The 18446-nt window shown below is 71.5% G+C and carries 20 protein-coding genes; 9 read left to right on the top strand and 11 right to left on the bottom strand.

Going from position 1 to position 18446, the window contains the following annotated elements:
- Window positions 1–122 precede the first annotated feature (122 nt).
- Window positions 123–1289: a cytochrome P450 gene (locus ACYVLJ_RS08885; protein ID WP_460438302.1), complete on the bottom strand. Its 1167-nt coding sequence runs from the start codon at window positions 1287–1289 to the stop codon at window positions 123–125.
- A 53-nt stretch (window positions 1290–1342) separates the two neighbouring features.
- Here ACYVLJ_RS08885 and ACYVLJ_RS08880 point away from each other — a divergent pair, with 53 nt between their 5' ends.
- The 4 genes from ACYVLJ_RS08880 (at window position 1343) to ACYVLJ_RS08865 (ending at window position 4376) form a co-directional block, all read left to right on the top strand.
- Entirely contained in the window at window positions 1343–2224 is an 882-nt protein-coding gene (locus ACYVLJ_RS08880) for a DUF5926 family protein (protein ID WP_451971185.1), read from the top strand.
- Window positions 2225–2502: 278 nt separating this feature from the next.
- Window positions 2503–2856 (top strand): DUF952 domain-containing protein, encoded by a 354-nt coding sequence (locus ACYVLJ_RS08875; RefSeq protein ID WP_460438301.1) that lies wholly within the window; start codon window positions 2503–2505, stop codon window positions 2854–2856.
- A 183-nt stretch (window positions 2857–3039) separates the two neighbouring features.
- Window positions 3040–3552 carry a SigE family RNA polymerase sigma factor gene (locus ACYVLJ_RS08870; protein ID WP_451971988.1) on the top strand — a complete coding sequence of 171 codons (513 nt, stop codon included), beginning with the start codon at window positions 3040–3042 and terminating at the stop codon, window positions 3550–3552.
- On the top strand, window positions 3549–4376 hold the full coding sequence (locus ACYVLJ_RS08865) for a hypothetical protein (protein ID WP_460438300.1): 828 nt from the start codon (window positions 3549–3551) through the stop codon (window positions 4374–4376). Before ACYVLJ_RS08870 ends, ACYVLJ_RS08865 begins: the two co-directional genes overlap by 4 nt.
- Window positions 4377–4445: 69 nt before the next feature.
- On the opposite strand, the gene ACYVLJ_RS08860 is transcribed toward ACYVLJ_RS08865, so the two are convergent.
- The 3 genes from ACYVLJ_RS08860 to ACYVLJ_RS08850 all read right to left on the bottom strand — a co-directional run bounded on the left by ACYVLJ_RS08860 (window position 4446) and on the right by ACYVLJ_RS08850 (window position 7191).
- Window positions 4446–5000 carry a ferritin gene (locus tag ACYVLJ_RS08860; RefSeq protein ID WP_451971193.1) on the bottom strand — a complete coding sequence of 185 codons (555 nt, stop codon included), beginning with the start codon at window positions 4998–5000 and terminating at the stop codon, window positions 4446–4448.
- 150 nt (window positions 5001–5150) lie between these two features.
- Entirely contained in the window at window positions 5151–6338 is a 1188-nt protein-coding gene (locus tag ACYVLJ_RS08855; RefSeq protein ID WP_451971991.1) for an arginine deiminase, read from the bottom strand.
- A gap of 40 nt (window positions 6339–6378) precedes the next feature.
- Window positions 6379–7191: a CPBP family intramembrane glutamic endopeptidase gene (locus ACYVLJ_RS08850; RefSeq protein ID WP_460438299.1), complete on the bottom strand. Its 813-nt coding sequence runs from the start codon at window positions 7189–7191 to the stop codon at window positions 6379–6381.
- Between the two features lie 22 nt (window positions 7192–7213).
- Here ACYVLJ_RS08850 and ACYVLJ_RS08845 point away from each other — a divergent pair, with 22 nt between their 5' ends.
- A complete protein-coding gene (locus ACYVLJ_RS08845) occupies window positions 7214–7675 on the top strand; it encodes a PPOX class F420-dependent oxidoreductase (protein ID WP_451971199.1) in 462 nt (153 codons plus the stop codon).
- Here the strand turns inward: ACYVLJ_RS08845 and ACYVLJ_RS08840 are convergent.
- Window positions 7667–8461, bottom strand: coding sequence for a DUF2470 domain-containing protein (locus ACYVLJ_RS08840; RefSeq protein ID WP_460438298.1), 795 nt, complete (start codon window positions 8459–8461; stop codon window positions 7667–7669). The genes ACYVLJ_RS08845 and ACYVLJ_RS08840 overlap by 9 nt on opposite strands.
- A 136-nt stretch (window positions 8462–8597) precedes the next feature.
- On the opposite strand from ACYVLJ_RS08840, the gene ACYVLJ_RS08835 reads away from it, so the two are divergent.
- The gene (locus ACYVLJ_RS08835) at window positions 8598–9656 is read left to right on the top strand and encodes a hypothetical protein (RefSeq protein ID WP_451971205.1); all 1059 of its coding nucleotides are present in this window, start codon (window positions 8598–8600) and stop codon (window positions 9654–9656) included.
- Here the strand turns inward: ACYVLJ_RS08835 and ACYVLJ_RS08830 are convergent.
- Window positions 9623–10855: an MFS transporter gene (locus tag ACYVLJ_RS08830; protein WP_460438297.1), complete on the bottom strand. Its 1233-nt coding sequence runs from the start codon at window positions 10853–10855 to the stop codon at window positions 9623–9625. The genes ACYVLJ_RS08835 and ACYVLJ_RS08830 overlap by 34 nt on opposite strands.
- Window positions 10856–10950: 95 nt before the next feature.
- Between ACYVLJ_RS08830 and ACYVLJ_RS08825 the strand changes: the two genes are divergently transcribed.
- Complete coding sequence (locus ACYVLJ_RS08825) at window positions 10951–11859, top strand: LysR family transcriptional regulator (RefSeq protein ID WP_460438296.1); 909 nt, start codon at window positions 10951–10953, stop codon at window positions 11857–11859.
- A gap of 2 nt (window positions 11860–11861) precedes the next feature.
- Here ACYVLJ_RS08825 and ACYVLJ_RS08820 read toward each other — a convergent pair whose 3' ends face one another.
- From ACYVLJ_RS08820 to ACYVLJ_RS08805, 4 genes are all read right to left on the bottom strand, one after another.
- On the bottom strand, window positions 11862–12350 hold the full coding sequence (locus tag ACYVLJ_RS08820) for a DUF4231 domain-containing protein (protein WP_460438295.1): 489 nt from the start codon (window positions 12348–12350) through the stop codon (window positions 11862–11864).
- Between the two features lie 44 nt (window positions 12351–12394).
- Window positions 12395–13132: a hypothetical protein gene (locus ACYVLJ_RS08815; RefSeq protein ID WP_451971216.1), complete on the bottom strand. Its 738-nt coding sequence runs from the start codon at window positions 13130–13132 to the stop codon at window positions 12395–12397.
- A 1-nt stretch (window position 13133) separates the two neighbouring features.
- Complete coding sequence (locus tag ACYVLJ_RS08810; protein ID WP_451971219.1) at window positions 13134–14942, bottom strand: substrate-binding and VWA domain-containing protein; 1809 nt, start codon at window positions 14940–14942, stop codon at window positions 13134–13136.
- Window positions 14943–15011: 69 nt separating this feature from the next.
- Entirely contained in the window at window positions 15012–16184 is a 1173-nt protein-coding gene (locus ACYVLJ_RS08805; RefSeq protein ID WP_451971222.1) for a homogentisate 1,2-dioxygenase, read from the bottom strand.
- An 85-nt stretch (window positions 16185–16269) separates the two neighbouring features.
- Here ACYVLJ_RS08805 and ACYVLJ_RS08800 point away from each other — a divergent pair, with 85 nt between their 5' ends.
- The gene (locus tag ACYVLJ_RS08800) at window positions 16270–17124 is read left to right on the top strand and encodes a hypothetical protein (RefSeq protein WP_451971994.1); all 855 of its coding nucleotides are present in this window, start codon (window positions 16270–16272) and stop codon (window positions 17122–17124) included.
- Window positions 17121–17756 (top strand): IclR family transcriptional regulator, encoded by a 636-nt coding sequence (locus ACYVLJ_RS08795; protein ID WP_451971225.1) that lies wholly within the window; start codon window positions 17121–17123, stop codon window positions 17754–17756. The genes ACYVLJ_RS08800 and ACYVLJ_RS08795 overlap by 4 nt, the downstream gene beginning before the upstream one ends.
- Here ACYVLJ_RS08795 and ACYVLJ_RS08790 read toward each other — a convergent pair.
- A complete protein-coding gene (locus ACYVLJ_RS08790) occupies window positions 17753–18400 on the bottom strand; it encodes a DUF998 domain-containing protein (RefSeq protein WP_460438294.1) in 648 nt (215 codons plus the stop codon). The genes ACYVLJ_RS08795 and ACYVLJ_RS08790 overlap by 4 nt on opposite strands.
- Window positions 18401–18446 lie beyond the last annotated feature (46 nt).

The following is an 18446-nucleotide window of genomic DNA, read 5'->3' as shown; positions in this document are numbered from 1 at the left end:
CCCACCGTGTCGCCCCCCCCAATCACGCGTGATGCCTCCCCAATCACGCGTGATGCCTCCCCAATCACGCGAGATGCCCGTCCAATCACGCGAGTTCGGGCTCGGCTCACGCCGGATCCGGCTTACGTGGTGGCCCGCAGCTCCCGCAGCCCGCGGATGACGAACTCCGGCCGTCGCCGCGGAGTCTCGGCGAGCCGCAGACCCGGCAGCTTCGCCGCCAGCGCGCTCAACGCGGCGGCGATCTCCACCCGAGCGAGAGGAGCGCCCACGCAGTAGTGAATCCCCAGGCCGAACCCGAGGTGCGCGTTCGGAGTCCGTCCGATGTCGAGGGTGTCCGGCGCGTCGAACACCCTCGGATCGCGGGCGGCGGCACCCAGCAGCGCGCCGATCTTCTGCCCCTCCGAGACGACATACCCGCAGATCGACACGTCCTCGGTCGCCGTCCGCTCGAACAGCTGCAGCGGCGCGTCGAACCGGATCAGTTCTTCGACGCACGAATCCAGCAAGGAAGGAGTCACCAGGAGCCGTTCCCACTGGTCCCGGTGGGTGAGCAGGGCCGTGATGCCGTTGCCGAGCACGTTCACCGTTGCCTCGTGGCCGGCCATCAGCAGCAGCACCGCGGTCGCGACCAGCTCGTCCGGGGTCAGCTCGCTGCGCAGCAGGTCGCTGATGATGTCGTCCCCGGGCGACTCGGCGCGGGTCGAGGCCACCGACCGGACGTACTCGACGAACTCGGCGGCCGCCAGCTCGGCGGCGTCGCGGCCCTCCTCGGGCAGGCCGTACTCGTACATCTTGACGATGGCGTTGGACAGTTCGACCATCCGCGGGCCGTCGGTGCCGGGCACGCCCAGCAGCTCGGCGATCACGGCGACCGGCAGCGGCTGGGCGAGGTGCGCCAGCAGGTCCGCGCTGCCGTCGGCGGCGATCGCGGCCGCGAGGTCGTCGACCATCCGGTCGGCGAGCTTCGCGACCATCGGACGCAGGCGCTGCACGTGGCCGCGGCCGAAGGCGCCCGCGATCAGGCGGCGCAGGCGGGTGTGCGCCGGCGGCTCGTTCTCCAGCAGGGAGTTGCGGTGCAGCAGGTTGAACGACGCGAACCGTTCGAGCGGCTGGGCGTCCTGCCAGATCCGGCCCAGGCCGCGGTGGCGCAGGACGGCCGAAGACGCGGCGTGCGAGACGGCGACGGCCAAGCCGAGCTCGTCGTGGTGGTGGACGTCGCCCTGGGAACGGAGCTCGGCGAACGCCGGGTACGGGTCTTCCAGGAACGCGGGATCGCGGGGGTCGAACACGTCGCGAGACTAACCCTTCGATAGCGTCTCAAGCCGAGCCAGAGGAGGCAGCAGTGGGCAAGGGCGCGCGCAAGAAGGGTCCCAAGCAGGCGTCGGACCGCAAGCCGAAGGTGCGCGACGTCTTCGTCGGCCAGCCGTTCGAAGGACTGGCGGCGGAGCCCGAGCTGATCGCGCTGCGCGAGTTCGTGCCGTCCGCGACGGCCAAGCTGACCCTCGCCGACGGCGGGGACGTCACTCTCGGCACGGTGCTGCCGATGGCCGCGGCCGCGTTCGTCCGCTCGGATGGCGAGCGCTACCTCGGCCTGCAGGTGCAGACGCGCTCGTCCGACATCAGCCGGGACCTGGGCCGTTCGCTGAAGTGGCTGCTGGACGCCAAGGAGGGCGACGTCCTCGGCGTGCCGGACACGACGACCCCGCCGGAGGCCGACGAGCACGCCCGCCTCCAGGACCTGCTGAGCCCGGGCGCCGAACTCGACGTCACGCTGCACAAGGACTTCGCCTGGTGGCTCCCGGAGGACGCGGACGCCACCGGCGACGTCGCGGTCTCCCTCGAGCGCGCGAACGCGGCGATCATGCCGACCGAACGCCTCGGACACGGCGCCTACTGGGTCCTCGCGGGCGAAAAGGCGCACCTGCGCTGGGTCCGCCCGGAGCCGGAGAACCTGCTGCTCCAGGCCCTCGCCCGGCTGTCCGCGGCGGGCGAGCTCGGCCTCGGCGAGGGCTCGCGCTACGCCGGTTCGTTCCGGGCGCACGGCCTGCTGGTCCCGGTCTGGGACCTCGACCCCGAGGCCCACGCCCGCGAGTGGGCCGAAGCGAAGGACGCCCTGGGCGGCCGCCTCGAGTCGGCCCTCAAGTCCCTCGACACGGAACCCCTGAACGCCGCCGAGCGCCGCGCTCGCGACGGCCTCATCGGCCGCCAGCTCACCCTGCGCTGACCCACCGGGCGCGGCCCGCCGGAAGGCCCCAGCAGGCCGCGCCCGCCGAGCAGCCCTTCGGGACGGCCACCGTCCGGCCGCGGAGCTCGGATGGGTCGTCGGCGGTAGCCCGCAAGCGGCGTGCCCGAGGCGGTCCGGCAGCCGCCGAGACGTCGTCGGAAAGCACCGGACCGTTCGCGCGTTCCGGTGACCGGAAACTGCTCGATGAGCGTTCAACCAGGCGTTATGTGGCGCACGAGACACCGCCGCCGAATCGCTGTGGTGGGACGATTCTCCGCGTGATACTCCATATCTGCGGGGCGGCCGACTGGGCCGAAGTGGGCGAAGGTGGCGAGTACCGGCCTCCTTCACTCGGGGACGTCGGGTTCGTCCACTGCTCCGACTTCGGCACGGCGCACCTGCCGGCCAACGCGCTCTACCGGGGCCGCACCGATCTGGTGCTGCTCGAGATCGACCCGGGAAAACTGGGGGTCCCCGTCCGCTGGGAAGACGGCGAGCCGCCGCATCCGGCCGGGGTTTGGTTCCCGCACGTGTACGGCCCGATTCCGCGCTCGGCGGTGGTCGGTGTGCACGCGTTCGGCGAGGTGGACGGTGCCGGTTTCCGGCTGCCCGACGCGCTCGCGCACCGCTGACGTGGGCAGTTCGACCCGCCCGAAGTCAGGCGGGAACGCGGGCAACCTGAGGGGGCTGTGATGCGTGTTGGGGAGGAAAGCGGCTCGAACCCGATGGGAGGCGATACGGTGACCGCTGCGGCACCCGTCTTCACCGGGGGAGATACCTGGGTGACCAGCGCAGGCCGAGGGAGGGCCGCGACGTTGCCGGGCGAGTTCACCGACTTCGGTGACTTCGTGCAGGCCACCCTGCCGGGGTTGCTGCGGTACGGGCACGCGCTCACCGGCAACCCGCACGACGCGGCGGACCTGGTGCAGACCGTCCTCGAAAAGATCGGTTCGCGCTGGGCGTACGTGCACGAAAAGACCGGCGACCCGCTCGCCTACGTCCGGCGGTCGATGGCGAACGCGCACGTCAGCCGCTGGCGGCGGACGCGTCGCGAGAACCTCGTGGCCGATCTGCCGGACACCAGTCCGCACGTGCCGGACGACCCGTTCGAGCACGAGCCGCTGTGGCGTGCGTTACGAACGCTGCCGCCGAGACAACGGGCCGTGATGGTCCTGCGTTACTACGAGGGTCTGTCGGAAGCGGAGATCGCGAGCGCCCTCGGCGTCACGCAGGGCACCGTGAAGAGCCAGGCCAGCAAGGCGATCACGTCGCTGCGGATGAAGCTGACCGCGGCCGACATCCAGGGCGAAGGGAGTGACGCGGGTTGAACATCTCCGAGGACGAGCTGGAGCAGCGCCTGCGCGCGCTGTTCGCCGACGAGCGCCTGGACTTACCGCCACCGCCGCCGGACGCCGGCACGGTCATCGTCGCCGGGGCACGGCGCCGCCGCCGTCGCCGGCACGGCGTGCTCGCCGCGACGGGTGTCGCGGCGGCCGTCGTGGCCGTTTCGGGCGGGCTCACCATGGTCAGCCTCCACGGCGAGGACGGCACCGCGGTGATGTCCGCGGGCGGCTCGTCGATCAGCGTCAAGCCGCCGGAGAACCTCACGGCCGGGCGGCAGCCACAACCGTCGGACGCAGGTCCGACGAGCACGCAGGACATCGAGGCTTCCGCGCCTCCGGCCACGCAGCCGTCGAAGGCTTCGCGGCCACCTTCGGCCCAGCCGACGTCGAAGCTCCCGGTCGTGCTGAGCGGGCCGCTGCTCGCCCCGGACGGCTTCGGCAGCCTCAAGCTCGGCATGTCCGAGACCCAGATCGCCGCGCAGGGCGTCACGCTCAGCGACGCGCAGACGGGCGGGAGCTGCACCGTCTACACCGCGCGGGGCAGCGGGGTGCCGTCCGGCGCGACCGTGGTGGTCTCGAAAGCGGCCGGGCTCACCGTCGTCACCCCCGACCAGTCGGCGCACACCGCCGAGGGCATCGGCGCCGGGTCGACCAGGGACCAGGTGCTCGCGGTCTACCCCGCGGCGAAGGACGAGTCGGGTGGCGTCGTCGCCCCCGCCACTGCCGCCGCCGAATACCACTTCCGGCTCGACGACTCCGCGGTCGTGCAGACCAGCCTCGCGAGCGTCAACCAGGACTGCGCCGGCTGAAAACGCCGGCGACATGCGAAAACCCGGGCTGTCCACAGGGGGAGAGCCCGGGTTTTCGGCGTCTTGGGGTTACAGCGCTCCGCCGGCCACCGGCGGCATCTGCGCATCCGTGCCGCCATCGCCGACGGACTCGCGGTGCAGGTGGTTCTCGACCTCGAACAGGTTGCCGTTCGCGCGCTTGACGACGTTCAGCAGCGTGTTCATCTGCGAGATCTCCTCGACCTGCTCCTTGAGGAACCATTGCGTGAACTGCTCGCTGATGTAGTCCTCTTCGGCGCGGGCGGCCTTGGCCATCGCGGAGATGTCGGCCGCGACTTCCTTCTCCTGCTCGAGCGCGAGCTCGATGACCTCGGTGACGCCGGAGAAGTCGTTGCGCACTTCACCCGTGCCCGGGATTTCGACGTGGTGGTCTCGGTCGAGCATGTACTGCACGAGCGCCATCGCGTGGTTGCGCTCTTCGACGGACTGCTTGTAGAAGTGCTTCGCCAGCTGCGGCAGGTCCTCGGCGTCGAACCACACCGCGAGCGCGATGTACTGCTGCGATGCGTTGAACTCGTTGTGGATCTGCGCCTGCAGCAGCTCGTAGAACTTCGAGCGCGGTTCTTTCTTCTTGGTGAGGGCCATGTGAATCAGAATAGATCAAGATTCGGCTCGATGCCACTTCGGGCTGGTGATCTGGCCCCTATTAGGGTTACCATTCCTAAAGAAGACGTACCTAATTTAAGTAAGCCTTCCCTAAATTGTCGTAACCATTTAGGGAAGGCTTACTTCATTTTATTGCAGCGGCTCCCGGCGGATCGGGCAGGACATGCACCGCGGGCCACCCCGGCCGGAACCCAGCTCCGAGCCCGCGATCGGCAGCACCTCGATACCGGCCGCCTCCAGCCGTTCGTTCGTCTCGACGTTCCGCTCGTAGCCGACGACCACGCCGGGCGCCAGCGCGAGCGTGTTGTTGCCGTCGTCCCACTGCTCGCGCTCGGCCGTCACCGGGTCGAGCCCGGTGTCGATGACGCGCAGCCGGTCGATTTCCATGGCCTCCGCCGCGGCCACCAGGAACGGGGCCGGGCCCGCCACCTTCACGCCGCCGTCGCCGGTCGGGCGGATGGTGAACGCCGTCAGCGAGTCGCGGGCCAGCGGGTACATCACCACGGCGTCGGCGGCGACCATCGTGCACACCGTGTCCAGGTGCATGGTCGCGCGGGACTGCTCGATCGGCACCGCCAGCACGGTGTGTGCGATGCCGTCGGCGAACACCGACCGCGCGAGCGACTCCGCGCCGGCCGCGGTTGTGCGCTCGCCGACGCCGATGGCGAGCACGCCCGGCGCCAGCAGCATCACGTCACCGCCTTCGATCGGCGCGGAATGCGCGCCGTACGCGCGGGCGGCGTGCCGGAAGTACGGGTGGTAGGCGTAGATCAGGTCCAGCACCGCCGTCTCGCGACGGCGCGCGGGCATGGTCAACGACGAAATCGCCACCCGGTCGGCGATCCACGCCGACGAATCGCGCGTGAACAGCAGGTTCGGCAGCGGGTCGACGGCGAAGTCGTGCGGGTGGTTCATCATCCGCACCAGCGACGCGCCCTCGGCCGACGGCAGCTCCTCGAACGTCATCCCGGCCATCAGCACCTCGGCGAGGCCGGCGGCGGGGACGCCGGAAAGGTGCGACCGCAGCGAGTCGGCGAGGTCGCCGCCGAGGCGCCGGTCGTCGACCGCCGCGTGCACGCCGGCCGCGTGGGCGCGGTCGTCCTCCAGCGCCGTCCGGAGGGCGTCGGCCAGCAGCAGCACCTCGACGCCGCGGCTGCGCAGCACCTCGGCGAACGCGTCGTGCTCGGCCTGGGCCCGGTCGACCCACGGGATCGAGTCGAACAGGAGCTGGTCGTTGTTGCGGGGCGTCAGCCTCTTGAGCTCGTTGCCGGGCCGGTGCAGCAGCACCGCGCGCAGGGGTCCGACTTCGCTGTCCACCCGGGGAGGTGTCGTTTCGTCGATCACCCCCCGAGCTTAGTCAGGGCAACCAGGAAACGTGCCCCTTCAGCAGGGCGTATCCGACGAACGACACGAAGTCGAAGAGCGTGTGCGCGGCGACGAGCGGCCACAGCCGGTTCGTCTTCTGCCACAGCCGCCCGAACACCAGGCCCATGACGAAGTTGCCGACGAACCCGCCGAAGCCCTGGTACAGGTGGTACGACCCGCGCAGCACGGCGGCGCCGAACACGGCGGTGTTCTCCCGGACGCCGAGCTGCCGCAGCCGCGTCAGCAGGTAGCCGATGACGAGCACCTCTTCGGCGAAGGCGTTGCCGAACGCCGAGAGCGTCAGCGTGATCGGCCGCCACCACGTGTCGCCCAAAGTGGACGGTTGCACCGCTAGGCTGAAGCCCAGGTGGTAGGAGAGGAAGTACAGCCCGAGGCCGGGGATCCCGATCAGCGCGGCCAGCCCGAGCGTCAGCAGCGTGTCGCGGCCGGGAGACCGGCGGTCCAGTCCGACCTGGGCCATCTTGATCCCGGCGCGCCACAGGAAGTACAGCCCGAGCGCGCCCCAGCCGACCAGCTGGGCGGCCGAGAGCAGCTGCTTGAGCAGGTCGATCAGGCTCGCCGCGGCTTGCGGGACGTTGAGCTGGACCTGCTGCTGGGCCAGCGGCGTCGGCTGCAGCAGCGAGTCCACAAGGGACAGCAGGCTGCGTACGCCGGAGAGGCCGAGCGTGATGCCGAAGACGATCAGCAGCTCGATCTTGACCGCCCGGCGTTCGGCCGGGTCCTCGATCGCGCCGGGGAACTCCGGCCGGGCCGGGGCCAGCCACGATCGCGCGGTGAACGTCATGTGCGCACGCTACCTTCGGGGTATGCCGAGGAGCATCGCCACCAACGAAACCGTCGACCGCGCCGCGCTCGTCGAGTTCCTGTCCACCCGCCACCGCGCGATCCTGATGGCCACGAAGGCCGACGGGAGCCCGCAGCTCTCGCCGGTCACCTGCGGCGTCGACGCCGAGGGCAGGCTGGTCATCTCGACCTACCCCAAGCGCGCCAAGGTCGTGAACGTCAAGCGCAACCCGAAGGTCTCGGCCTGCATCCTCTCCGACGAGTGGAACGACCGGTGGGTCCAGCTCAACGGGACCGCCGAGGTGCTGGACATCCCGGAGTCCGTCGAGCCACTCGTGGAGTACTTCCGCGCCATTTCCGGCGAACACCCGGACTGGGACGAATACCGCGAAGCCATGGTCAAGCAGGGCAAGAGCATCATCCGCGTGACGATCGAGAGCTGGGGCCCGATCGCCAAGGGCGGCTTCCCCGCCGAACTAGCCTGACGTCCCCCGCAGGAACGGGCAGCCGACGAGCCGCCGCAGCTCCATCGCGAGCTGCGGCGGGCTTTCGACGGACTTCGAGAACGCCAGCCGGACGTCGTGGTCGCCCGCGTCGGACTCGACGCGCAGCCGCAGCCCGAACCGGTCCAGCCCGAGCGGGCGGATCCGGCCGCCGCGCAGCTCCGCCGGCAGGTGCTTGGCCAGCTGGTCGACGACGTCGGAGTGGTCGCTCTCCAGGTGCCGCAGCCACTGGGCCTCGTAGTCGTGGAACGGGTCGGGCGGCGCCGCGCTGAACATGTGCGGGCGCAGCGAATGCGTGCCCTCGGCGTCGGCGAGCACGAGCGACGCCGGGGTGAGCCGCAGCAGGGTGACGCCGTGACCGACGTCGAGGAGCCGTTCGTCCGGTCGCGACTCCGCGATCGCGATCGCCCGCGCGCGGGCCGAAACCGGGGAGAGCGGCCGCAGCCAGCCCGTGATCCACAGCAGGCCGCGGATCGGTTCGCGCAGGTCGACGGGTGCCTGGTCGGCCAGTTCGACCATCACGGCCAGCTCGCCGCGCTGGGTCTGCTTCGCCGCGTTGACCATCGGGTGGTCGTCGGGCAGCAGCACGCTGACGCTGCCGCTGTGGTGCACGTGGTGCAGGACCGGGACGACGCGTTCGCTGTCGAGACCGGCGCGTTCGCACGTCGGCATGAGCGACGCCGGCCCGTTGCGGGTCGCGATCGTCTTGGCGCGCTCGGCGGGGTTCGGCGCCGGCGGGCGGCGGATGGATGTCGGTGCCTCGGTCACGGCTCACCTCCTACTTAGGTGAGCCTAACCTGAATCAGTCGGTCTCGGTAGTCGCCGGATTGCGGTTCGGGTCACGTCGCCGGTCCGCTGAGCGGAGCATCCGGTAACGCCGCTGTGCAAATTTCCGAAAAGGCCGGTGACCAGTGTCGACTCGGTGGGGGCCAGCGTGCAGATCATCCCGGTTCCCGAACGCGTGCCCGCGTTCGAACTCGACCCGGCCATGCCGTCGGGCGCCCTGCCGATCTTCGGCGAGTACCTCGACCGGATCGGCCGGAACGCCGCCAACCAGCAGCTGCTGTCGTGGTTCTTCCTGGTGTTCGCCGCCGCGCAGTTCTTCACCGGCGCTGGGGTCGCGCTGTCGGTGGGCGCGCTCGCGCTGGCCGGGGCGTCCGAGGCGTGGTGGCTCCACCGCGCGTACGCCTGGGTGCCCGAGACGCGGTTGAAGCGGGAGCCGTTCCGCCAGGTCGACATCGCCGCCGACGGCCTGGTCGCCGCCGGCCGGGTGGTCGGGGTGCGGCTGCCGGACGGCCGCTGGCTGCGCGTCCGGCTCGACGAGGCGTACCGGCTGCTGCTGGCCGGGCACCGGCGGGTGTGGCTGCTGGGCCGCGGCCCGAAGGTGTTCGTCGGCTTCTCCGGGCTCGTGCGGATCCGCCGCGCCCGGATCTTCGACGCGCCGCCGCCGGGTGCCGTGGCCGTGCCGCCGCTCGCCGGGTCGGCGTCGCCGCGGCTCGACCCCGTGCTGGCCGCGCACCGCCGCCGGATCGCCCGCGAGCTGCGCGTGGGTGCGGCGTTCCTGCTGGCCCTGGCCGGGTTCGCGCTGTGGGTGCGGGTCGACTTCCCCGCCGTGAAGTGGGCTGCCCTGGCCGCCACGGCCGTCGCGCTGCTGAGCGCGCTCGTGGCCGCGACGCGCTCGTGGGCCCACTCCCGCCCGCTTCCGGCGGACCACTGGACGGAGCTGCGGGCGGTCCTCGACGGCCCGGTCCGGATGGGCCGCCGCGGCGCCGCGCGGCTGAGCGGCCTGACGATGCTGGCCGACGGGACCGTGGTCGGTTTCCGCCTGCCCAAGGCGGACCCGTCGATGGCCGCGAACATCGCGGCGACGGGCCGGCTGTGGATCGCGGGCGTGCCGAGGCCGGGCGCGGCGAAGACGGGCGTGCCGGGCTACCCGGTGCTCGGCACGGTCTGGCTGGGCTGAGCGGGCGTCCGGTCCCGGCGCGGCAGCAGCACCGGCGTCACCAGCACCAGAACCCCGGCGGCACCGATCGCGACGCGCGGGCCGGTGAAGTTCGCGAGCACACCCCAGAGCGCGGTCAGCGTGGCGATCGACGCCTTGGTGCTGACCGACCACGCCGAGAGCGTGCTCGCGACGCGGTCCGCCGGCAGCTGCTCGAGCCGGTAGGTGGCGAGCACGGGGTTGAACACGCTGCAGGAGACGATCAAGCCGAGCTCGACCAGCATCACGAAGGCGAGCCCGCCGGCGCCGCCCGGCAGGAAAGCCAGCGCGAGCAGCCAGCACGCCCGGACCGCACCGGCCGTCAGCAGAACGGGGTGCCTGCCGAACCGCGCGACGAGCCGGGGTGTCAGGCGTGAACCGGCGAGCCCGCCGAGGCACGGCACCGCGAACGCGAGCCCGTACTGCCACGGCGTGAACCCGAGCTGGTTCAGCATCAGCACGGCGAGCAGCGGCTCGGTCGCCATGATCAGGCCGTTGAACAGCAGGACGTTGAAGTACAGCGGCCGGAGTCCGGGGTGCGTCAGGATCGTGCGCCAGCCTTCGGCCAGATCCCGCGCGCGCAGGCGGCTGGTGTGCTTCGGCCGCGGCTCGTCCCCGCCGATCGCCCGGATCCCGAGCGCGGAGAGCAGGAAGCTGACGGCGTTGGCGGCCACCGACGTCACCGGCCCGAAGAGCGCGAAGGCGGCCCCGCCCAGCGGCGGGCCGAGCGCGGTGGCCGTCCAGTTCGTCGACTCGAAGCGGCCGTTCGCGACGAGCAGGTCTTCGGGCCGCACGAGCCCCTTCAGGAAGGCGCCGCTCGCCGAGGTGAAGGTGATGTCCGCCGCCGCGACGACCACGGAAACGACGAGGAGCTGCGTGAAACCCAAGGCCCCGAGCGCGTAGAGGGCCGGGACGCTGACGAGCGCGGCGAACCGCACGAGGTCCATCGCCACCATGACCGGCCGCTTGGGGCGCCGGTCGACCCACGGCCCCGGCGGCACGGCCACGAGCGCCCCGACGGCCGGTCCGACGGCGGCGAGCGCGGAGACGGCCGCGGGCCCGGCGTGCAGCACGAGGATGGCCAGCATCGGGAGGGCCCCGAAGCCGAGCCAGGTCCCGAACGCGCTCACGGCGTAAGCGGTCCACAGCCACCTGAACCGCCGTCCGAGCCGCCTGCGCATCACCCGGAGATCAAAGCGGGCAACGGCCGCGGGGAGCAAACAACCGCCGCGTCGGCGCGTCACAACCCGGCGTTGTGACCCTAGAGTCGGTCGTCGTGGACCTCGATGCCGTGCGCACCTTCGTCGCGGCCGCGGAGGCGGGCCGGTTCCAGGACGCCGCGGCCGATCTCGCGATCACCCAGCAGGCCGTCTCGAAGCGCATCGCCGCGCTGGAGAAGACCCTGGCCGTGCGCCTGTTCACCCGCACGGCCCGCGGCGTCCGGCTCACCGGCGACGGTGCGGTGTTCCTGCCCCACGCCCGCGAACTCCTGCTGGCGGAAGCGCGGGCCGTGGCGTCCGTGCAGTCCGGCCGGAGGGCGTTGCGCGTCGACGTGATCGGCCGGCGGCTGGGCCCCGCGTCGCTCCTGCACCGGTTCCACGAAGCTCATCCGGAAGTCGCCTTGGAGGTCGTCACGCTCTTCGACGTCGGTTCGGCCATGGCCGCGGTGCTGGCGGGGTCGATCGACGCCTCGTTCCGGGCGGTCGCGTCCTTGCCCGGCGAAGTCGAGGCGATGCGGGTGCTGGACGAGCCGCTGCAGCTGCTCTGCGGACCGGCGCACCCGTTGGCGACCGAGTCCGCGGTCACCCCGTGGCAGGTGCGGGGGCATCGGATCTGGATGCCCGGGCTCGTGCCCGGCACCGAGTGGGAGGCGTATTACGCCGAGCTGGCGGCGGCTTTCGGCCTCTCGATCGACATGGCCGGGCCGAACTTCGGCACCGAGGTCGTGCTGGACACGATCGCGGAGTCGGCCGAGGTCGCGACCCTGGTGGGAGCGGGCGTCAGGCTGTCGTGGCCTGCGGAGCACGACCTGCGGCGAGTGCCGATCGAGCAGCCGGTTCCCGTGTACCCGCACTCGCTGCTCTGGCGTCGCGACAACTCCCACCCCGGCCTGGCCGCGTTGCGCGACGACCTGCGTGAAGCACCGCGCGCGGACGATGCGTGGCAGCCCGGCTGGGCGAGCTGACCTCAGTGCGTCGTCGCGTTCTCGCGGTTCGTGCCGTACGACAGCCGCAGGGCGACCCAGCCGTCGCGCTCGCCCGCGCAGATCTCCTCGACCGTCTCCACCAGGACGGCCGCCGCGCCCGATGTCGCGTACGGGCCGTGTTTGGCGGCGAACAGCGCGATCTCCTTCTCGATCGCGTAGCGCGCCCGGGTCCGGCTGGTCCAGTTCTCCTTGTACCCGCCCAGCGCGCGGATCCCGTTGATCAGCACCGCGAGCGACCCGACCGCGGCGATGAGCCGCGCGTCGAGGGCGAACGCCGCGAGCGCGGGGATCGTGGCCGTCACGAGCAGGCTCGTGACCTCGACGACGGAGTGCCGGCGCCGCGCGGCCCACGAGGACCGCTGGTAGCGCCGCCATTCGGCGAGCACCGACGGCGGCACGGGCTCGTCGTCGACCCCCTTCGCGTCCAGGACCCACTGACTGCGCGCGATCGAGCGCGGATCTGCCTTCATGGCACGAAAGTTCACACCACCGGGCGACCCGGTCAAGCACGCGGTCAGCCCAGCGACTTCCGCGTCGCCTGCTCGGTCTCCAGGACGCCCTGCCGGATGCCCTCCAGCTGGTCGCTCAGCTCCCGGATCGCGCCGGTGTCCACCGCGACGTCCGTCGTCGCCGCGGTCAGCTCCGCGACCCTCGCCACCAGGCTGTCCAGCCCGAGCGCGCCCGACTGCAGCTGCGCCAGCAGCTTGTCCCGGGCGCCGGAAAGGCGCCCGTGCACGTCCGCCTGGGCCTGGACGGCCGTCAGCGCCTGCTCGAGGTCGCCGCGGACCTCCTCGCGCGCCGACGTCAGCGACTGCTCCAGCCGGCGCCGTTCGCGCGTGACGGCCTCGAGGTCGACCCGGGACAGGGCCTTCCCGGTCGCCGACGCGCGGCCGGCCAGCCGCTCGAGCGTCGCCAGCGTCTCCTGGACGACCGGCTCCATGTCCGCGACGCGGTCGGCGAGCGGACCGGCGTCGAGCGACGAGCTGAGCGACGCGAACCCGTCGGCCGCGCCCTCGGCCCGCCGCAGCCAGTTCGCCTCGGCCGAACCGGGCGCGACGTCGAGCACGCGCGCTTCACGCCGTTCCGGCGCAGCCTCGCGTCCCAGCGAAGCCACGCCCGCACGCGCGGCCAGCACCGCCACCCCGATCAAGACGGCGACGAGCACCGGCAGCTGGACGGCCCAGGCCACGCCCGCCGCCGTGGCGGCCAGCAGCAGCCCCCACGGTTCGGCGAGCTCACGGGCGAACTTCATGTCAGAAATTGGAGATCACGGAGGTGAACACCTGGTTGATCGAGTCCGGTTTGGACGAATCGTACTCCGATCCCTCGGTCGCTTCGGCGATCTGCTTCAGCACGCCCTGGTCGGCGTCCGAGCCGTAGGCGATCGTGAACAGCCGGACCGTTTCCGCGTTGCCTTCCGGCCGCAGCTCGGGGAGCAGGTGGTCCAGGTCGACGCCGCCGGGGTCCTCGTTGCGGCCGTCGGTCAGCACCACGACCGCGTTGATCGCCGTCGGGTCGACGTGCGCCTTCATGTACTCGTAGGCGGCCTTCGACGAGTCGTACAGCCCGGTGCCCGCCTGCGGCGTGAGCCCGCCCAGCCGCGCCGCCAGCGTCTCCTTGCCGTTCGCGCCGAGCGCCTGGACCGGCACCAGCTCCTGGTAGTCCTTGTCGCCGTCGAGGTGCGTCGAGAACTGCCAGAGCCCGACCTGGTCGCGGGGCACGAACTGGCCGAGCGCGTCGATCGCGGCCTGCTTGGCCAGGTCGATCTTGCTCTTGCCGGTGCCGCTCACCTCGTCGCCCATCGAGCCCGAGACGTCCACGACCAGCAGCACGTTCGCCTTCTTGCGCAGCTCGGTCCACGTGGTCAGCAGCTTCGAGAGCACGCTCGGCGACGGCGGTTGCAGGAAGCTGATCTTCGCGTCCGGCTGGACGCCGTTCGCGGTGGTCGCCTGCGGGCCCGGCTTGCCGTCGAACGACCGGAAGCCCAGGTCGGCGAACTTCTGCTGCGTCTCCGGGCCGCGCAGGTAGCCGAGGAAGTCGGCGGCGACCTGCTTGCGCGTCGCGTCGGCCCAGTTCAGCGTGACGAACGGGTGGTCGGAGTTGAGCGTCCCGTCAGCCGGGTAGATCCCCACGAGCGGCACCTTCGGGGGTGCGTGCTGGCCCGCCTTCGCCGGATCGGTCGTCGGGTTGCCCTGGTTGTAGCCGATCAGGGAGTTCTCCTCGACGGTCACCGCCGAGATGTAGGACAGCGCCGCGCCGCGGTCGTCGGCCTTCTGCAGGTTCGTCAGGAAGGTCAGCGTGTTGTCGCCGTAGTGGACGATCGCCTGTTCGATGTTCGTGACGAACTGCTTGGCCTCGGGCTTCTCGAGCGCGGCCGCGGTGAGGTCCGACGACGTGCCCGTGGCCGCGTAGTACGCGCCGATGGTGGCGTTCAGGCCCGCCGTGGAGATGTTCGGGTTCGTCTTGCCGAGCCGGAACTTCCCCCACTCCGGGTGGCCGTACTTCGCCCAGCCCGCCGGGTCGGTGGCCAGCTCGGCCAGGTCCTTCCAGCCGATCGGCTTGGCCGGCCAGCCCAGCGCCTCGGCCATCGGCTTCGGCATCGCGATGGTCAGCGGCGAGTTCGCGATCGACGGCGGGGCGCCCTCCGGCACGATCGACGCCGTGTCGCCCTTCGCGTTGACGCGCAGCAGGTTGACCCAGCCGCTCGCGGCCGGCGTCCAGACGTCCGGGCGCGGCCCGTCGGTGGCTTCGTTCCAGCCGTTCGCCAGCGCCTGCATGGCGACGCCGGACGACTTCGACCGCACGACCACGTCGACGCAGTGCCCGGCGACGGTCCGTCCGGAGTAGGCCTTCGCGGCTTCTTGGACTATTCCGACCTTTTCCGGGGACGACGCGACGTTGAGCGCGATCGCGTCCGAGCCCGTGCACTTCGGGGCGTCCGCGCTGCCGTCCGGACCACTGGTCCAGTACCGGATCCCGATGATCAGCCCGGCGGCGACCACGATCGCGGCCACGAACGGGAGGATCTTTCTCTTTCGCCGTGCTGGTTGGGAATTGATCATCGAATCCTCCCCGTTATGCCGCGGAATTCCATTATCCGGCAACGGAACGGGGAGGGGACGGTATTTTGACTATCCCTTGGGCCCGCGGCGCGACCACGTCCACGCGTAGCCGGGGTCTTCGGACGCGTCGGCGGCTTCGCCGAGCTCCAGCGGCGCGAACGTGTCGACCATGACCGCGGTCTCGTCGAAGAACTCCGCGCCGATCGACGCCTCCGCCGCGCCCGGCTGCGGGCCGTGCGTGAAGCCGGACGGGTGCAGCGAAAGGGAGCCGATGCCGATCCCCGACCCCTTCCGGGCCTCGTAGTTGCCGCGGACGTAGAACATCAGCTCGTCGGAGTCGACGTTCGCGTGGTTGTACGGCACCGGGATCGAGTCCTCGTGGTAGTCGACCTTCCGCGGGCAGAAGGAGCAGACGACGAAGTTCGGGCCCTCGAACGTCTGGTGCACCGGCGGCGGCTGGTGCACGCGGCCGGTGATCGGCTCGAAGTCGTCGATGTTGAACGCCCACGGGTAGAGGCAGCCGTCCCAGCCGACGACGTCGAAGGGGTGCGTCGCGTACGTGTAGCGCGTCAGCCCGGCGCGGTGGCGGACGAGGACGTCCACGTCTTCGCCGTCGGCCAGCAGCGGCTGCGACGGACCCCGGATGTCCCGCTCGCAGTACGGCGAGTGCTCCAGGAACTGGCCCTTCGCCGAGAGGTAGCGCTTCGGCGGACCGATGTGCCCGCGTGCCTCCAGGACGAAGAGCCCGACTTCGCCGTGGGGGACGACGCGGTAAGTGCACGACGTCGGGATCACGAGGTAGTCGCCGTCGCCGACCTCGAGGCTGCCGTAGATCGTCTCGACGGTCGCGGAGCCGCCCTGGACGTAGAAGAGCTCGTCGCCGGCCGCGTTGCGGTAGAGCGGGCTGGGCGCGGTCGCGGTGACGAACCCGATGGTGACGTCGTTGTTGCCGAACAGCCGGCGCCGGTCGGTCACGGCGTCGGTGTCGCCGCCGAACTTGAGGTCCCGCGTCTGGTAGGCGCGAGGCTTGAGGGGGAGGTTCGGGGTGAGCGGGCCGCGGTCCTCCTCGACCGCGACGGCGTCGACGATCGCCGTCGGCAGGCCGCGGTGGTACAGCAGCGCCGAGTCGGCGGAGAAGCCTTCGACGCCCATCAGCTCCTCGGCGTAGAGGCCGCCGTCCGGCTTGCGGAACGCGGTGTGCCGCTTGTGCGGGATCTCGCCTACTTGCCGGTAGTAAGGCATCGGCACCCCTCCGAAATGTGTCCGTTGTGCGAACGATTTTGTCCTCATGTCGTACGCTACTAGCGTGTCAGTCGTGTCAAGCGCTGTGGAACTCACGCCCCCCGGCCCCCGTGGAATCCCTCCCCTGTTCGCGAGGCTCGTCGACGACTCGGCGCTGTTCCCGCCCGGTGATTCCGCGATGCCCGAAGCGCTGCGTGCGCACTTCGCCAGCCGGGAGTCCGAACACGCCGGTGTGCTGGGGGTTTTCCTCTGCCAGGCGTCCCGGCTGCCGGAGCTGATCACCGAGCTGATCAAGATCAAGCCGAAGCAGCCCCTGCCGCTTTCGCTGATCATCGACACCGGTCTGGGCGGCGTGCCGAAGGCGATCTCCATCGTCGAGTCGCGCAGCGAGCTGCTCGCCCTCCGGATGGTCGAGATGCCGGCGCCGTCGGACGTCGACGAGGTCTGGCTGGAACGCGTCTCGGAGTTCGTCCCGGAGGACGTCATCCGCGTGGTCGAGCCGCGGCGCGGCGTCGGCTGGCTGGACGGCGTGCGGAAGGTGATCGAGCACGGCAGCTGGCCGAAGATCCGCTGCGGCGGCCAGGCCGGCGAGAACTTCCCCAGCGTCGACGAGGTGGCGGACTTCCTCGCCGTCGTCAGCGGGGCCACCGGGGCGTCGTTCAAGGCGACGAACAGCCTGCACCGCGCGGTCCGGCACGCCGACCCCGACACCGGCTTCGTGCACCACGGCTTCCTCAACCTGCTCGTGGCCTCCGCGCGCAGCCTTTCGGGCGGCGACGTCCGGGGCGCGCTGGAGTCGACGGACGCCGAAGCGCTGGCCGACGAGGCCCGCGCGTTGTCCGAGCAGGCCGCGAAGGCCGTCCGGGCGCTCTTCGCGTCGTACGCGGCCGCGTCGTTCGACGAGCCGGTCGCCGACATGGGCGAACTCGGCTTGCTGTGACCAGCCGGGAGGGGTCGCTGACGCTCGACCGGGGTTTGGCGCTGCTGCAGGCGGTCGCCGATGCCGGGGGCGACGCGGCGACCATCTCCGAGCTGGCGGTGGCCATCGGGGCCAGCCGCGCGGCCGTCTACCGGCTCCTCGTGCCGCTGTCGGAACGCGGGCTGGTCTGGCGGGACGGCACCAAGGTCCGCCTCGGCGTCGGCCTGCTCCGGCTGGCCGGGCAGGTGCTGCCCCAGCTGCGGGACGCCGCGGGGCCGGTGTTGCGCGAGCTGGCCGAGAAGGTCGGGGCGACCGCGCACCTGTCGGTCGCGCAGGGGCCGCAAGCGCTTGCGGTGGCCGTCGTCGAGCCGTCGTGGACGAGTTTTCACGTCGCCTACCGCGTCGGCAGCCGGCACTCGCTGACCGCGGGCGCGGCGGGCAAGGCGATGTCCCTGCGCCCGGGCGGCGACGGCTGGGTGACGTCGACGGGCGAGCTGGAGGCGGGCGCGTCCGGTGTCGCGGCACCCGTCCGCGGCGTGCCGGGGCTCAAGGCGAGCGTCGGTGTGGTCTCGATGGAGCCGTTGAAGGCCGCCGAGGTGGGCCCGCAGGTCGTCGCGGCCGCCGGGCGGCTGGCCGAGATCCTGAAGGCCTAACGCAGCGGGCGGACCATCGTCAGCAGCAGCGTGACGTCGATGGTGAACAGCAGCCGCTCGAACAGGCCGAGCGTGACTTCCTGGTTCGCCGGGCCGAGGACGAGCGTCAGGACGAACCCGCCGAGCACCACGCCGACGCTGGCGAAGCTCGCGGCGGCCAGGCGCCGGATCGTCGTCCGGCGCGGCTCCCACGGGCACCGCTCGCGGCCCTTCTTCGTCAGCACGAACGCGGCCGCGGGCAGCGCGACGAACGCCGTGAGCGCGGCGGCGTTGTGGATCTGGCCGGACAGGGTGCGCGCCTGGCCGTCGGGGTCCACGGGCACGAGCCCGCACACGAGCAGCCCGGCCGACCACACGCCGAGCAGCACGCAGACGGCGGTGGTGCCGGGCCGGTGCGCCTTCGCGATCCCCGCGAGCAGCGCCACCGAGCCGAACGACAGGGCCAGGCACATCACGCTGAACAGCGGCGCGGCCGAGCCGTGCCCGAGCCGGCCGTAGACGTACTCCGAGAGCGTCTGCCAGACCGGGCTGACCTGCCCGGAGAGGCGCAGGTGCAGGTCGATCGAGATGACCACCGCGAGGCCGATCCCGCCGAGCGCGATCCGGCCGTGCACGGGCGAGACCGCGGACAGGGGCTTGTTCACCTGGCTTCCACCCTTTCGTTTCCGAAAGGTTACCCGGTGACCCTGT

This window comes from Amycolatopsis stemonae (assembly GCF_054781455.1).
The sequence above is the reverse complement of the archived record's forward strand: the minus strand, read 5'-3'. Positions and strand labels throughout refer to the sequence as shown.